This window comes from Corynebacterium silvaticum (assembly GCF_004382825.2).
GTDB lineage: Bacteria > Actinomycetota > Actinomycetes > Mycobacteriales > Mycobacteriaceae > Corynebacterium > Corynebacterium silvaticum.
Genome location: NZ_SDQO02000002.1, coordinates 748,456 through 762,688 on the forward strand (window position 1 = coordinate 748,456; position 14,233 = coordinate 762,688).

The window sequence follows — 14,233 nt, forward strand, 5'->3', positions numbered from 1 at the left end:
ACTGCAAAGTAACTTTTTCTAGGAAAACAATCTGAGGTTTATCCATGGCACGTGACCGCCTAGCATCTCTTCGGGGAGTGCTCAAAAGATTCACCACACCGCTTTTGCCCGATGACTACTCTGTCCTGGTCAATCCTTTGTGGAGTACCCGCGAACTACGCGGACAAATCCAGGAAGTGCACCGCGATCGCGATGTTGTTCACCTCTCCATCATTCCGGGATGGGGAGTGGAAACAGATTTCCACGCAGGCCAGTACATCGGGATCGGGGTGGAAATTGATGGGCGCTTTGTGTGGCGCAGCTACTCTTTGACCAACGCGCCAGGCCCTCATGCGCACACGCTGAAAATCACTGTTCGCGCTGTAGAAAAGGGAAAGCTTTCCAACCATTTGGTGGGTTCTGTGCGCCCCGGCACCACGATTCGGCTGCTTGCTCCAGCAGGGGACTTTCATCTGAGTGAGCCGGTTCCCAGCAAGATTGCTTTCTTGGCCGCCGGGACTGGAATCACCCCGATTATTTCTATGGTGCGCACGATGGCTGAGCGCAAACAGCTAGAGCGGTGCCATGCAGTCTTGGTGTATTGCGTCCACGACACCGACCAGCTTCTCTTTGACCAGGAGCTCACACGACTGGAACAAGAAAATCCACAGCTTCAGGTCATTCGCCGGATTACGGCTCGCGAGGGACGCCTCACCCCGCAGGATTATGAACACGTTATACCCGACATCACGTCACGCGCGATCTTTGCTTGTGGTCCTTCGCGCATGCTTGACGACGCCCACGCGTGGGCAGAAGAACGCGGCGTCACCATCACCTCGGAGAGGTTTACTATCGACCGCGCCAGTGACGCACAGGGCGGGGTGATCACTTTTGGTGATCGAGGAAATACTCACGCAGATGGCGCGACAACCCTTTTGGAGGCTGGCGAAAAATCAGGGGTTAACCTTCCGTTCGGCTGCCGCATGGGGGTGTGCCATACCTGCGTCAGACCGTTGATTGAGGGGCATGCTCACAACTTAGTCACAGGGGAAACCCATGAGCCGGGCAGCCGCGTACGAACATGCGTATGCGTAGCGGCTGGCGATCTCACCATAGGCGTATAAAAGGAGTCTTGACACAGTGGCGATTGATAACATTCAGGCATACTCGCATCTCAGCGACGAAGACATCGAGGAAATCGGAAAGCGTCTCGACGCGATCAAACTAGAGGTCACCGAATCTTTAGGCGAACGCGACGTCGCCTACATTAGAAGGCTTATTCGGGTACAGCGAGCGCTGGAAGTCGCCGGACGCGTAAGCCTTATCTTTGCCGGCAATAAGAAGTGTTGGTGGGCCGGAACCGCTTTTCTTAGCACCGCAAAGATTTTGGAAAACCTAGAGATAGGCCACAATGTCTTGCACGGACAGTGGGACTGGATGAATGATCCAGAGATCCACTCTATGACGTGGGAATGGGACATTGTGTGTCCTTCCTCGCAGTGGATGCACTCGCACAACTATGTCCATCACACCTACACCAACGTACTAGGGATGGACCATGACGTGGGATACGGCGTTCTTCGCGTTACCCGTGACCGAAAATGGACACCGTTGCACGCCTTCCAGCCCGTGATCAACCCGGTGCTTGCCACGATGTTCCAGTGGGCCGTGGGGTACTACGATGTTGAGCTTGGAAAGTTCTTTTCCAAGCGGGCCGACTGGGATGAAACCAAAGGAAAGTTCTGGGAGACCACCTCTAAAGCTGCCCGACAACTATCGCGAGACTACCTCCTTTACCCCGCACTGGCAGGTCGGAATTACCCACGCGCCGTGGCTGCAAATGCCCTGGCCAACTTCACCAGGTCAGTGTGGGCGTATGCCGTGATTTTCTGCGGACATTTTCCCGATGAGACTGAAACGTTTACCAAGGAACAATTCAAAAACGAAGACCGCAATCAGTGGTATCTACGCCAGATGCTAGGGTCGGCCAACTTCCATGGTGGGAAGCTATTGACCCTCATGTCAGGCAACCTGAACTATCAGATTGAGCACCATCTCTTCCCGGATATGCCGTCGAACCGGCTCGCGGAGGTGGGGAAGAAAGTTCGTGCGATCTGCGAAGAATACGATCTTCCTTACAACATCGACTCTTTCCCCGTGCAATTGTTCAAAGTCCAAAAGACTCTGCTCAAGCTGGCCCTCCCCAATAAATATCTGGTGGCCAGCCCCGACAACGCCCCAGAAGTGAGGTCAAACAGGGCCTTTACGGAAAATCCTAATATCCAGAGACAACTAGGCGTGGACAGTTCGGGCAAGCGAGTGGGACTGAAAACTGGTCTGAAGCTGCTCAAACAGATTCGTCCAGGCATCCGCGATATCATACGGGCATATTCTGGCCGTTCCGCAAGGAAGTAGAAGAAACCGCTAATCCCATTCGGTGTTGGTGCGCAGCGAGGCTAACAGCTTGCGCACCGCGATCACGCGCCGACCCGTGGGGGAATCTGCGTCAAATTGGTCGAGCGCACATTCCGGGTCGGCAGGAGGACCTGCGTGGGTGCATCCGCGCGGGCAGTGTTCAGTGGCTGCGGAAAGATCCTCAAAAACCCTGACCACTGCGTCTGCGTCGACATGCGCGAGGCCGAAGGACCGGATACCTGGGGTGTCTACGATCCAGCCGCCGTCGGGAAGCCGCAAAGCTACTGCCTGGGTTGATGTGTGGCGGCCTTTCCCAACCCCTGATACGCTGCCCGTTTCGCGGAAAGCATCGGGGACGAGTCGATTGACTAGCGTGGATTTGCCCACACCAGAGTGCCCGATGGTTGCGGTGACCGACTGGGTAACAAGCTCGTGAACTGGCGCGATCGGATCGTCGATACCGCAGATGACCACGGGAACATTCAAGTAGCTGAATTCTTCCGCGAACTCGGTGGGGTCTGCAAGATCAGACTTGGTCAAACAGAGAATCGGCTGAAGATTGCCCACAAAAGCAGCGACGAGCGCCCGCTCAACAAAACCGGCGCGCGGTGGCGGGTCGGCAACGGCGCACACTATAAGCAAGCGATGCGCATTAGCGACGACGATGCGCTCATAAGGATCAGTATCGTCTGCCGTGCGCCTCAGAACGCTGGTGCGTTCTTCCAACTTAACAATCCGTGCGAGTGAACCTGCCCTGCCAGAAGTATCGCCCACTACTCCTACGCGGTCGCCCACCTCCACAGCAGTACGGCCCATTTCTCGGGCTCGCATGCAGACAATGGGTTCTGCCGTGGGGTCGGCGGAATCCAACACCACACCCCATCTGCCGCGGTCTTTGGTCACAACCATGCCAAAAAGGGCATCGTCATGACTCGGGCGGTCTTTAGTCCTGGGGCGAGAACCTTTACTTGGCCTGACTCGTACGTCGGATTCATCCCAGCGATGAGCTGACGACCTTCGTGCCATTAGCTGCTCACCATCTCAGACCACATAGTGTCAAAATCCGGCAGTGTTTTTGCCGTCGTTGCGATGTCTTCTACGTGTATGCCCGGTACTGCGAGCCCGATAATCGCTCCTGCTGTGGCCATGCGGTGGTCAGCATATGAGTGCCAGGTTCCACCATGGAGAGGACGGGGAGTGATGCGGAGGCCGTCGGCAAGCTCCTCGCACTGTCCACCGATTCGGTTGATTTCATCGGATAGTGCTTTGAGCCGGTCAGTTTCATGGCCGCGAAGGTGCGCGATGCCCCTGAGCTCGGAAGGAGTCGCAGCTAAAGCGGCAAGTGCTGCGACCGTGGGGGTTAGCTCGCCGATGTCCGCCATATCGAGGCAGAGCCCGTGAAGTGCTCCGGAAGGACCTGTGACCTGAAGAGCCGGTGCACCTTCATAGGAAGTAAAGGCTATGTCGCAGCCCATGCGGCTCAGGATAGAGCGGATTGCATCTCCCGCCTGGGTGGTCTGCTGAGGCCATCCTGGAATGGTGACAGTGCCGCCTGTGACTGCTGCCGCGGCGAGGAATGGAGTGGCGTTGGAGAGATCTGGCTCGATATACCAGGTACGGCCAGCGATACGTCCCGGATGAACCGTCCACTGACTATCCACGGAGTCGTCGACCTGCACACCTGCGCTTCTGAGCATGTCCACGGTCATCTCGATGTGCGGGGCGCTGGGAAGTGTTTCGCCTATGTGCCGGACGGTGAGGCCGTCACGGTAACAAGGCGCGGCAAGGAGCAGCCCTGAGACAAACTGCGAAGAACTAGAGGCGTCGATCTCAACGACACCACCACTGGGCACACCCGTGGAAGAGACGCTAAAGGGGAGCGAGTCTCCATGGACATCCACACCGATTCCGCGCAGTGCATCCAGTATTTGGTTCATGGGACGGGTGCGTGCTTGAGGATCGCCGTCGAATTCCACTGTGCCTTGAGCAAGCGCAGCTAGGGGAGGAACAAAGCGCATGACGGTCCCGGCGAGGCCGCAGTCGATAGCGCCGCCGTGAAGGGGAACTGGGGCGACAATGAACGCGTCGGGGGCGTCGATACGCACATCCGTACCCAAAGCTTGCAGCGCGCGGGCCATTAAATCAGTGTCCCGGCTGCGTAATGCGCCTTTTATCTGCGAGGATGAGTCCGCTAGGGCTGCCAACACGAGGGCACGGTTGGTCATCGACTTAGAACCTGGGACTGTTACCACTGCCGATACCGGCCCCGTAACAGTCGGAGCATCCCACAAAACACACATTCCACCATCATAAGGCCATAATGAGGTATATGTGCGGTCGATTCGTATTGTGTACCACCGATGAACAGCTTTTGCAGGTGCCTGGCTTTGCCGTGGTGCATGCTCCCATGGGGTTGCCAGCACCCAGATACAACACTGCCCCGACTCACAAGATCGCGATCATAAGAACTGGGAACGCGCCGGGGGAGGCCGTGATAGAGCCCGCGCGATGGGGGTTGCTTCCGGGCTGGAAGCAGGACGATTCTGGGACCCCACTCTTTAACGCGCGCGCAGAAACAGTGACAGAAAAACCGAGTTTTCGCGCTGCTTTTGCTTCTCGACGCTGCCTCATCCCCCTGGACGGCTACTACGAGTGGCGCAACAAACAACCCTATTGGATTACCACCGGATCTGTAGTGTGGGCAGCTGGTCTCTGGGACACCGGGGCGCAACAACTATGGCCACGATGATTACTACGGACTCGCTCCCACCGTTAGACCGCGTACACCATCGAATGCCGCGTTTCTTGGCTGCAGATGAACTCATGGTGTGGTTGCAGGGCAGTCCAGACCAAGCTGCTAGCTTGCTGTCCCCGGGAGAGGTCAGCGCGTTTTCTCTTAGCCCCGCGGATAAAGCGGTGGGCAACATTAGAAACGATTATCCGGAGCTAATCGGCTTGGACGTCGACAAGCTGCCCATCGACGAGTGACACGAGCGATTCCGCGCTAAGTTCTACGTCCATACCGCGTCGTCCCGCGGACACAAAGATCGTGTCAAAGAGGATTGCGGTTTCATCGATAACGGTAGGCAACGCAGTTTTTTGTCCGATGGGGGAGATACCTCCGGGGATATACCCGGACGACTTTGAGGCGTCACGAGGATCTGCCATTGTTGCCTTGGATGCATCCAGAGCTGCAGCGACCTTCTTCAGACTTAAGTGGGAGGTAACGGGCACACACGCCACCGCCAACTGGCGCTTGGGTCCTTTCCCGGCGGTGAGATCAACGACCAGTGTCTTAAAGATGCGCTCGGGCTCCACCCCCAGAGCCGCTGCTGCATGATCCCCAAAATGTTCGGTCCCGCCTTCAAAACTGGAGACCTTATAGTCCACGCCGGATGAAGCCAGCACCGCCAGCGCGGGGGTTGCTGCCGAATGCTTCTTCTTACTCACGGGGTACCTCCTACTAGACTTGATAGTGTCCAATTCTAAGGAGATCAGTGGCAACGAAAACAACTGAGCTAGAGAAGCGCTTTGAAGCCGAGGCCCTTCCGCTCCTCGATCAGCTCTATGGCGGTGCGCTGCGGATGACACGGAATCCCGCAGACGCCGAAGATTTGGTGCAAGAGACCTATATCAAGGCCTTTCAAGCGTTTGCTTCTTTTAAAGAGGGAACCAATCTCAAGGCATGGCTCTATCGAATCATGACGAACACCTATATCAACTCCTACCGCAAAAAGAAACGCCAGCCGGTGCAATCCTCTGCGGAAGATGTGACTGACTATCAGCTCCTAGCTACTGCTTCGCATGACTCCACAGGATTGGAATCCGCTGAGGTGGAGGCGCTGAAAAACCTTCCTAACCAGCGCATTGCGCAAGCGATGAATGAATTGAGCGAAGACTACCGGATGGTGGTCTATTACGCAGACGTGGAAGGCCTTGCTTATAAAGAGATCGCCGACATTATGGAGACTCCCCTCGGCACCGTCATGAGCCGATTGCATCGGGGAAGAAAACAACTCAGAGAAGCGTTGAAAGACGTGGCACGTGACCACGGAATTGGCATGAGCGAAACTGCGTCTGCGAATGAAGCCTCGGCGGCTTCTGACAGTTCTGGAACCATGGATAGAGCCGCTGGGAATCATAAAGTTGGAAAGGCGAAGGCATAATGTCGGAAAAGGACTCGCTCGATTGCGGCTGTAACTGTGAGGATCTGCACGTACACATGTATGCGCTTTTAGACCGGGAACTCACCGAGGTTGAATGCGCGCGGCTTAATGCACATATCGCTCAATGTCCGGAATGCGCGGAAATGATTGCGGCGGAGGAAAGCTTAAGGCGGCTGCTCAAGAAGTGCTGCTGCGGACCAGCGCCCGCGAGTTTGCGGGAAAGAATTTCCTATTCCATCCAGATCGAGCGGACTACCATTATTACTCAACGCGAGCAGTAGTTACTGTTTTGATCAAGAGCAAAGGGCGCTCACCTTAAGGTGAGCGCCCTTGACTAGTAAGAGACCGTAACTTTAAGAGTTGGGTCGTTTACCGTGGTTTGCTTTGTTCTTACGGCGATCCTTGCGCTTACGTCCACGCTTGCTCATGTGGTGCTCCTTCGCTAGCTAATTGTGAATAACAGAAGACCACTTTAGTAGGTGGCCGTAGGTCTCAGGAAATCGATGGATTAGAGAGAGATACGAGCGCGTCCACGTCCGCGGTTTTTCCGACGCTTGAGTGCACGACGCTCGTCTTCGCTCATGCCGCCCCAGACACCGGCGTCCTGGCCGGTTTCTAACGCCCATGCGAGGCACTGAGATGTGACAGGACAACGGTTGCACACAACCTTAGCTGCTGCTACCTGAGCTAGCGCTGGGCCGGAATTGCCTACGGGGAAGAAGAGCTCGGGGTCTTCGTCGCGACAAATGGCTTCGTGGCGCCAATCCATGGTGATCTCCTAACGTGCTACAAGTGTAAGAACAACGGGGCGCAAAGAAAACCCACTATAAAGCTGGCGGTAAAAATAGGGACACGTCTTTTATGCAAGCCATGGGGGCGTGGCTGCTCAAGCCTCAATGGGGACGTGTGGTTCCTTCGCGGTAACCCGAAGTATTGGCGAATGCGTTGCTCGCTCGCCTGAGGTACCTGCAAATAATGACATGTCCGCTCACGCTTGGCTAGGGGTTAAGGGCAAAATGTGCACAGGATCACACTTTAATTTCAATTGTGGACGTGTCTCATTTCTGGATTCTTGCAACTTTGCAGACGTCTGACGTGTCTTCTGCCTGCAGTTTTTATGTTTTTTGTGGGAGTGTGGGGGAATGGTCCGCGTCAAATTGGGGTGGTTGACAGTTATTGGGTGTTGACTGGCTAAATCTGAACGAAGGCTAAGTGCAATGCTTTGCGCGGGAATGTTTTCTGTGTGCCAGGAGTGATTTGTTAATTTAGCAAAGTGCTCCTTTGCTAAAAGAGTGAAGTAGTGCAGGCTTCCTATCGGTGCGGGGGATCGGGGTCCCTGGGGAGAAACTGATGATTTGAACACGGTGTTGGGCTACACTCAATCGCCGTGAACATGAACACCCATTTCCCTCCACGTCTAGTTCTCTACGCTGGTTGGGTTGCCGCCATTCAGTCCCTCATCGGAATTGCCTACGCGATCCTTCTTATTGTACGGGAAGCTGCAGGCTACAACGATGCGTCGATCGTCTATGAGTCTGACAATGCGCGTACATGGGCAGGGTATGGGACTGCGGTGTTCTTTATCATCGTCTTTGGGGCTGTTTTGGTCGGGGCGATCATGATGAACCGGGGTAAACGATGGGGGCGGGGTCCTGTGATTATGCTCCAAATTTTACTGCTGCCCATTGCGTATTACATGTTCAACGGTGGCGCGTTTATCTTCTCCGGGGTAACAGGTTTGACCGCGATTGTGGCTTTGGTCATGCTCTTTAGCCCGCGCGCAGTAGATTGGGCTGCACGTAATTATTAAAAAATAAAGATAAGTGTGGTGCCGGCAAGCGGAAAACTTGCCGGCACCACACTTATATGAGACCTGCTACTGCTGTGCGAGGATGTTTGCTACGTACTTGTGCCCGCGGTCGTTGAGATGGAAGGGGAGATTCGTGTGGCCTGCGGTGGCGTCGATAATGCCTGACCACATGCGTTGATTATCGGGAGCGCACATGTGGTTGTGCTTGGTTGGTCCTTTGAGATCGACAAACTCGGCTCCGGAGGCTGCCGCTGCGTCTCGGCCCATGTCCTGGGCGAGCTGCTCAAGATGGGCAATCTCTGGTGCGAATGTGCGGTCATGAAGATTGTTGCCAACGTGGAATAAACATACGGCGCTGTTATCTGTAATTTGCGGGTAGCCGATGAGCTGAATGCGGGCATGAGGCGCTAGCTTGCGGATTCGTGCAACATCATGCCTGATCTTTGCGGCAAACTCATGGCGGATGTGTTCATCGGTGCGACCGCGCACGAGTTGTGAATAAGTATCGTTAAACCCTAGTGAGATGAATACTCGCTTAGTATTTTTGTTGAGTGTTTGTTGGGCCTCAGCCTGGTCGATCTGGAGTGATACTGAACGCCGGCTAGCGGAGAAAAGTGACTTATTGCCAAGTGCTACGGCACCGGGGCAGGAGTAATTATCTGCCCGAAGATTGAGCCGTTCGGCGGCCATAATTCCAAAGCTATGGGGAGACGTGGGGCACTCTCCTCGCTCGGTAGCGGGCGGTGTTGTGGGGATTTTTAACCATGTGGCGCCGTAGCGGATAAGATCCGGGTTGGCTACAACGGAATCCCCAAAAATGACTGCGTTGTGGATGGGGGCACGTGCATACGCTGGAGCGATGGCGGCGGGAAGTGTCGCGATGAGTGAAAGAATCGCCGCCCCGGCTTTGAACAGTCTGTGTCTCATTTCACCAGTATACAAAATTTCTATCAGTATCCTTTTAGGATAAAAGAGGTTTTCTGGTTTTGGATGTGAGGGATGCGAGAAGAGGGAAATCTCTATAAAATCGCCTTAGCTTAACGCTAATCCGACGAGGTGATCGCCTCGCTTTTCCACGATATGGCTGCCCGCGAGCCCGAGGGAAACCGTACCGATGTGTGTCCCTCGATCAACGTCAAAGACAGATTCGGTCTCCCCGGTATCCCAGTTAATTACTGCGATTCCATTGAACACGGGTACGTAAAGCTTGTTGTTAATGGCAACGCCCGTACCAAGAACATTATCGATGACATGCTCAACATGCAGGGATGATGGGTTGAACAGATAAAGGCGTTCACCATCAAACCAGGTGATGTGATGCGGGAGATCTGCCACGGAAGGCCCGTGGTCCCACGCAGAGTCACCGACTGGCGGAACCTCGATAGAGGCAGTGCGCTCTCCGCTGTTGTTAAAGGAATCGATGCGGGGGTGCGGCGAACCTACAAAAACAGCTGCGGACTCTTGGCTGATGGCAATGATGCGTGCATCTTCACCAGAAATACGAATATCGTGGGTAATCTCCGGGACACGAGAGTCTTCCGGAACTGTTTTCTGAAACCGCAGCCACCAGGATTTCTCACATTTTTCGGTTACTCCCAACAAAGATTTTCGGGAAAGCGCTGAGGAGATTTCGCAGTCCTCATGCGGTTGTTGGTTCGCCTCTTGTTTGATGGGGACGTCACCGTATTCCACAGTACGCACAAGGTCGGAACGCCAAAGCTCCACCCGCTCAGAAGACACGGTGCCCACGTTGTCATTGGAGGAAATCGGAACCACAGCATCGCTAGCGCTGGCGCTTCTCGTTGCTTTATACGTTCCAGACGCTGCGTCGAGAGAGACAACATCGCCGCAGCCTCGCCCGGTATGGAAAGTCAAAACGACACTGGACCAGGCTTGACCTAATGAACATAACGGCTCTGTGCGAGCGTATGACCATACTGGAGTGCCCGTCGTGGGATCGATGGCGTTGACACTGTGCCCGTCGTAAGACATGGCTAAGCCTGCCGCGATAATGGGTTTGGTGGTTAATTGATCGGCGGACGTTTCCCATTGCTGGGTTAATGAATGCACAGGAACTGGCGGAACCGCTGGAGTCCTTAGGGGCTGTTCAGCAGGGGAATACGTGACATTGTTAATCGGGGCAGTAGCCCAGACAACACTCACACCGGTAATACTGATCCCCGCAATAATCGTGGCAGCGATCAGGTCCTTCCGCGTCTTGCGCAAACTTTTAGTCATCGTCGGCGGTGCCTTTGGGTTGCTGATGCGGCATCGTTGGAGCGCTGGCTGCCCGAGCGCCTGCTAGGTGCGGTGCTTCGGCTACTTCCTGCGACCTTAAGCGGCTGACCGACTGTTTCCCCGGCGGTTTCGGGGATCGAGAGGGCGTCGAAAAGCTCTGGGGAAGTGGAGAACCATTGTGGCGGGGTGGGGTTGTCCAGCCCCAATTCATCGCTAATGAGCTTCCACTTGGTGAGCTCGTCGTATCCCACGAGGGTAATTGCTGTGCCGGTATGTCCAGCGCGCCCTGTCCTACCAATGCGGTGTACATACGTCATGGGGTCATCAGGGGTCTGATAATTGATCACGTGGGTGACATCGTCGATGTCAAGACCGCGCGCAGCAACATCGGTGGCAACCAAGATGTCTACGCGGCCATCGCGGAACATACCCAACGATAATTCGCGTGCCGCCTGGCCTAAGTCGCCGTGCACACCTGCCACTCGGAAACCTCGACCAGCAAGGTCCTCTGCAAGTTCTGCCGCAGTGCGCTTGGTACGTGTGAAAATAATGGTTTTCCCGCGGTCTTTTGCCTGGAGCGCACGCGCGGTAATCGCGCTCTTATCCATCCTGTGGGCCTGGAAAACCACCTGCTCGATGGACGCATGAGTTTGGGATGCGTTGACTTCCTCCGCCCGAATATGGAGTGGGCGTGACATAAAAGTCCTGGCGAGAGTAAGCACGGGTCCCGGCATTGTCGCAGAAAATAAGAGAGTCTGATGCTGGTGCGTCAGTGCTCCCAGCAGCTTCTCAATATCAGGGAAAAACCCTAAGTCCAGCATCTCGTCGGCCTCATCAAGCACAAGGACGGCCACGTGATCGAGGATTAGGGGGCCTTGCTGGTGTAGATCAATAAGCCGGCCGGGGGTTCCCACTACAACGTCAACGCCATTATCTAGAGCATGAATTTGCTCTTCATAGGGTCGTCCGCCGTATACCGTGGCCACCCTCACTGGGGTGTGGCGTGCTGCCCGTTCTAAGTCTTCGCCTACCTGTTGCGCCAGTTCCCTAGTAGGCACGACGACGAGCGCACGTGGGGTCCCGTCGAGCTCAGCGACGTCCGCTGCGTCGAAGACTCTGTCCAAAAGTGGAACACCAAAACCGAGTGTTTTGCCCATTCCGGTGCGTGCCTGGCCGATGATGTCTCGGCCGTCGAGAGCTATAGGAAGCGTAAGCTCCTGAATTGCAAACGTCTGTGTGATTCCTTGTTCAGAAAGCGCGTCGACGATCTCAGCAGCGACACCTAATTCGGCGAACGTGGGTTTATGAGTAGAAACTGACACCCCTCCGATACTAACGGGAATGCGCAGAAAGAGGCCAAGGAGGTCCTCATACTGGGTGAAGTGTGAGGAGAAGAACGTTCTGCAAGAGACTAAACCGGCAGGATACAGCGATTGCCTCCACATTCACCGTGAAGCAACACTCAACAGGTATGCTTGGGGAGCTATTTAGGCACCGTTGAGATTTTGGTATTTACTAGTGCAAGGAAGCACGGAAATTCGTGTTCCAGGCACAAGAGCCAACGTAAAAACGGCAGGACCATCAGAACAATAATTTTTAGGAGCGAAGATGGACATTAAAATCGGGTTCTCTGATTCGCCACGCGAGCTCGTCGTCTCTAGCCGTGAGACCCAAGACGAGGTTGTGGCACGCGTATCTGAGGCATTAGCTAACGACGCCGGTCTTTTGACGCTTACCGACGAGAACGGCAACCGTTATTTGGTACGTAACTCTCGAATCTCCTATGTAGAGGTCGGGACCTCAAACACCCGCACCGTAGGTTTCTCTGGAGCCTAGAGTTGAGCACCCCACACGAGGAAAGCTTTTTTGTCCGATTCGCTCGCGATTACGGATGGAGAGCATATGCCATTCCCGTACTCGCCGTAATCACCGTGTGGGTACTTGTCGACGTTTTCGTAGTGCACCCCAGCGACGAAAAAACATTCGAAAACCCAGTTTCCGAGGCCACCACCCAGACATCGGAAACAGGACAGCCACCTCTCAAAGGCCCCAATCCAGCAGATCAAGAGCAGCCTAAGATTGCTGCAGTTGAGTTGCCTCCAGGAGCCGAGTTCACGCAAAAGGGCGAGGGAACGTATCGAGTAGTCGGCACCCCAGGCGCGAAAGCTGGGCAAGGAAAAGAAAAAAAGTTCACCTACGTTGTTGAGGTCGAAAACGGCATTAAATCGGAGACCTTTGGCGGTGACGATGCCTTTGCCACGATGGTTGACGCGACGCTGACCAATCCTAAGAGCTGGGCGCACGATGAAAAATTCGCGTTTGAGCACATAGCGAATACCCCGGATGCCCATCCGGATCTCAGAATCCAGCTCTCGTCGGTGGACACCACTCATGGGCTGTGTGGACACAATATTGCTATGGAAACCAGCTGTTTTTATTCCGACGGCAACCGTGTAGTGATTAATGAGTCTCGGTGGATCCGGGGTGCAACTCCTTTCCAGGGAGACCTAGGCGCATACCGGCAGTACCTCATCAACCATGAGGTGGGTCATGGCATCGGGTACGCCTCGCATGAACCATGCGGGGGAAACGGCCAACTGGCCCCCATTATGATGCAGCAGACATTAAGCCTGTCCAACACAGAACTATCCAAGATAGACGCTACGGAAGTGTACAAAGACGACGGCGCAGTGTGTGCCGCAAACCCTTGGCCTTACCCCTTTGGTTAAGAGTTATTCCCTATAACGCCCTCGTCGGCCCGGCATTCTATTAGGCTACAACTCATGGATTTCACGGCTCTTCCCCCTCACGTCCGCAATGTGTTTCACGCGCCGGATGAACCCGCTCGCGCCATAGGCGCAGCGTGGGATTACGGTTGGAAAGTCGGATCAGTGGTTTTTTCACAGGTCGCACACCCCGTGCGCGCGGCCTGGTCCTCTCGGATTAGAGAAAAACTGCAGCCAGAGGGCGTGCGGATTGTTCGCCCGATCAAATCTACCGACGGTAGATTCATCAACGCAGGATGGCGGGCATCGAGTTTTGCGCCGGGGATACTGACCCGACGTGTCGACGAAACCGTGGCAGCCGCATTACGCCTAGACCTGGCACTGAGCACCGTGGATGTGCCTGCTTCCTTCAAAGACGTGGATGCCACAGACATTTTTTCCATTGCAGACCATATAGCGTGGCATGCCTCTCCGACGTCGGCGATTGATCTGAAAGATTCAATCCCGCGCCACCTAACGGCCATCAACATCATGCCCAAAGTCGAACTGTTGTTACGCGACATAGACGCTCCGAACCAGGTTGTTCATGCTGACATGTTTGCCACGACGCTGTACGCCGGCGTGCAGGCACCCACCGTGACAGACGTGATGGGGGTAGCTCGTCCCTATGGTTATACGGCTGCACTCAGCATTATCGACGCCCTCAGCGTCGGCGCAGTAGACGAGGGCATTATTGGACGCTTTTCCCATGTTCCCCACCTTGACCAGCTACTCTTACGCGCGTTGGCGTATCGCACAGCAGTACATGCGCTTCATCCAGATGCCACATCGAATACAGGAACGAACTTAGAGTGGGTAGCCAAGGCCGTGATGTCAAGGGTATCTGTCACACTATGAGG

16 protein-coding genes and 1 pseudogene are annotated in these 14,233 nt (G+C 55.0%); 9 read left to right on the forward strand and 8 right to left on the reverse strand.

Annotation, left to right across the window (positions count from 1 at the left end; genetic code table 11):
• Positions 1-44 precede the first annotated feature (44 nt).
• Both ET810_RS07735 and ET810_RS07740 read left to right on the forward strand, forming a co-directional pair.
• Complete coding sequence (locus ET810_RS07735) at positions 45-1,103, forward strand: ferredoxin reductase (RefSeq protein WP_087453507.1); 1,059 nt, start codon at positions 45-47, stop codon at positions 1,101-1,103.
• A gap of 16 nt (positions 1,104-1,119) precedes the next feature.
• Positions 1,120-2,394 carry a fatty acid desaturase family protein gene (locus ET810_RS07740; protein WP_087453508.1) on the forward strand — a complete coding sequence of 425 codons (1,275 nt, stop codon included), beginning with the start codon at positions 1,120-1,122 and terminating at the stop codon, positions 2,392-2,394.
• A 9-nt stretch (positions 2,395-2,403) separates the two neighbouring features.
• Here ET810_RS07740 and rsgA read toward each other — a convergent pair whose 3' ends face one another.
• Positions 2,404-3,420: a ribosome small subunit-dependent GTPase A gene (gene rsgA, locus ET810_RS07745; protein ID WP_087453509.1), complete on the reverse strand. Its 1,017-nt coding sequence runs from the start codon at positions 3,418-3,420 to the stop codon at positions 2,404-2,406.
• Entirely contained in the window at positions 3,420-4,694 is a 1,275-nt protein-coding gene (gene aroA, locus ET810_RS07750; RefSeq protein WP_087453510.1) for a 3-phosphoshikimate 1-carboxyvinyltransferase, read from the reverse strand. Before aroA ends, rsgA begins: the two co-directional genes overlap by 1 nt.
• A gap of 20 nt (positions 4,695-4,714) precedes the next feature.
• Here aroA and ET810_RS07755 point away from each other — a divergent pair.
• Positions 4,715-5,382: pseudogene (locus ET810_RS07755) on the forward strand (SOS response-associated peptidase).
• Here the strand turns inward: ET810_RS07755 and ybaK are convergent.
• Positions 5,341-5,844, reverse strand: coding sequence for a Cys-tRNA(Pro) deacylase (ybaK, locus tag ET810_RS07760; RefSeq protein ID WP_087453511.1), 504 nt, complete (start codon positions 5,842-5,844; stop codon positions 5,341-5,343). The pseudogene ET810_RS07755 and the gene ybaK overlap by 42 nt on opposite strands.
• Before the next feature lie 47 nt (positions 5,845-5,891).
• On the opposite strand from ybaK, the gene ET810_RS07765 reads away from it, so the two are divergent.
• Positions 5,892-6,560, forward strand: a complete 669-nt coding sequence (locus ET810_RS07765; RefSeq protein WP_134316241.1) for a sigma-70 family RNA polymerase sigma factor — start codon at positions 5,892-5,894, stop codon at positions 6,558-6,560.
• Positions 6,560-6,841 (forward strand): mycothiol system anti-sigma-R factor, encoded by a 282-nt coding sequence (rsrA, locus tag ET810_RS07770; protein WP_087453513.1) that lies wholly within the window; start codon positions 6,560-6,562, stop codon positions 6,839-6,841. Before ET810_RS07765 ends, rsrA begins: the two co-directional genes overlap by 1 nt.
• 72 nt (positions 6,842-6,913) lie before the next feature.
• Here rsrA and ET810_RS13345 read toward each other — a convergent pair whose 3' ends face one another.
• Both ET810_RS13345 and ET810_RS07775 read right to left on the reverse strand, forming a co-directional pair.
• Positions 6,914-6,988, reverse strand: coding sequence for a 50S ribosomal protein bL37 (locus ET810_RS13345; RefSeq protein WP_014300525.1), 75 nt, complete (start codon positions 6,986-6,988; stop codon positions 6,914-6,916).
• Between the two features lie 80 nt (positions 6,989-7,068).
• Entirely contained in the window at positions 7,069-7,329 is a 261-nt protein-coding gene (locus tag ET810_RS07775) for a WhiB family transcriptional regulator (protein WP_013241391.1), read from the reverse strand.
• A gap of 618 nt (positions 7,330-7,947) precedes the next feature.
• Between ET810_RS07775 and ET810_RS07780 the strand changes: the two genes are divergently transcribed.
• Positions 7,948-8,370, forward strand: coding sequence for a hypothetical protein (locus ET810_RS07780; RefSeq protein ID WP_087453515.1), 423 nt, complete (start codon positions 7,948-7,950; stop codon positions 8,368-8,370).
• A gap of 66 nt (positions 8,371-8,436) precedes the next feature.
• Here ET810_RS07780 and ET810_RS07785 read toward each other — a convergent pair whose 3' ends face one another.
• From ET810_RS07785 to ET810_RS07795, 3 genes are all read right to left on the reverse strand, one after another.
• Positions 8,437-9,297, reverse strand: a complete 861-nt coding sequence (locus tag ET810_RS07785) for a GDSL-type esterase/lipase family protein (RefSeq protein ID WP_087453516.1) — start codon at positions 9,295-9,297, stop codon at positions 8,437-8,439.
• Between the two features lie 105 nt (positions 9,298-9,402).
• Positions 9,403-10,608, reverse strand: a complete 1,206-nt coding sequence (locus tag ET810_RS07790) for an Rv3212 family protein (RefSeq protein ID WP_087453517.1) — start codon at positions 10,606-10,608, stop codon at positions 9,403-9,405.
• Entirely contained in the window at positions 10,605-11,930 is a 1,326-nt protein-coding gene (locus tag ET810_RS07795; RefSeq protein WP_087453518.1) for a DEAD/DEAH box helicase, read from the reverse strand. Before ET810_RS07795 ends, ET810_RS07790 begins: the two co-directional genes overlap by 4 nt.
• Before the next feature lie 286 nt (positions 11,931-12,216).
• Here ET810_RS07795 and ET810_RS07800 point away from each other — a divergent pair, with 286 nt between their 5' ends.
• From ET810_RS07800 to ET810_RS07810, 3 genes are read left to right on the forward strand one after another with little or no spacing between them, the layout of a single operon-like run.
• Positions 12,217-12,444, forward strand: coding sequence for a DUF3107 domain-containing protein (locus tag ET810_RS07800; protein WP_087453519.1), 228 nt, complete (start codon positions 12,217-12,219; stop codon positions 12,442-12,444).
• 2 nt (positions 12,445-12,446) lie between these two features.
• Entirely contained in the window at positions 12,447-13,337 is an 891-nt protein-coding gene (locus ET810_RS07805) for a DUF3152 domain-containing protein (RefSeq protein ID WP_134316242.1), read from the forward strand.
• A 54-nt stretch (positions 13,338-13,391) separates the two neighbouring features.
• Positions 13,392-14,231 (forward strand): TIGR02569 family protein, encoded by an 840-nt coding sequence (locus ET810_RS07810; protein WP_087453521.1) that lies wholly within the window; start codon positions 13,392-13,394, stop codon positions 14,229-14,231.
• Positions 14,232-14,233: the final 2 nt, after the last annotated feature.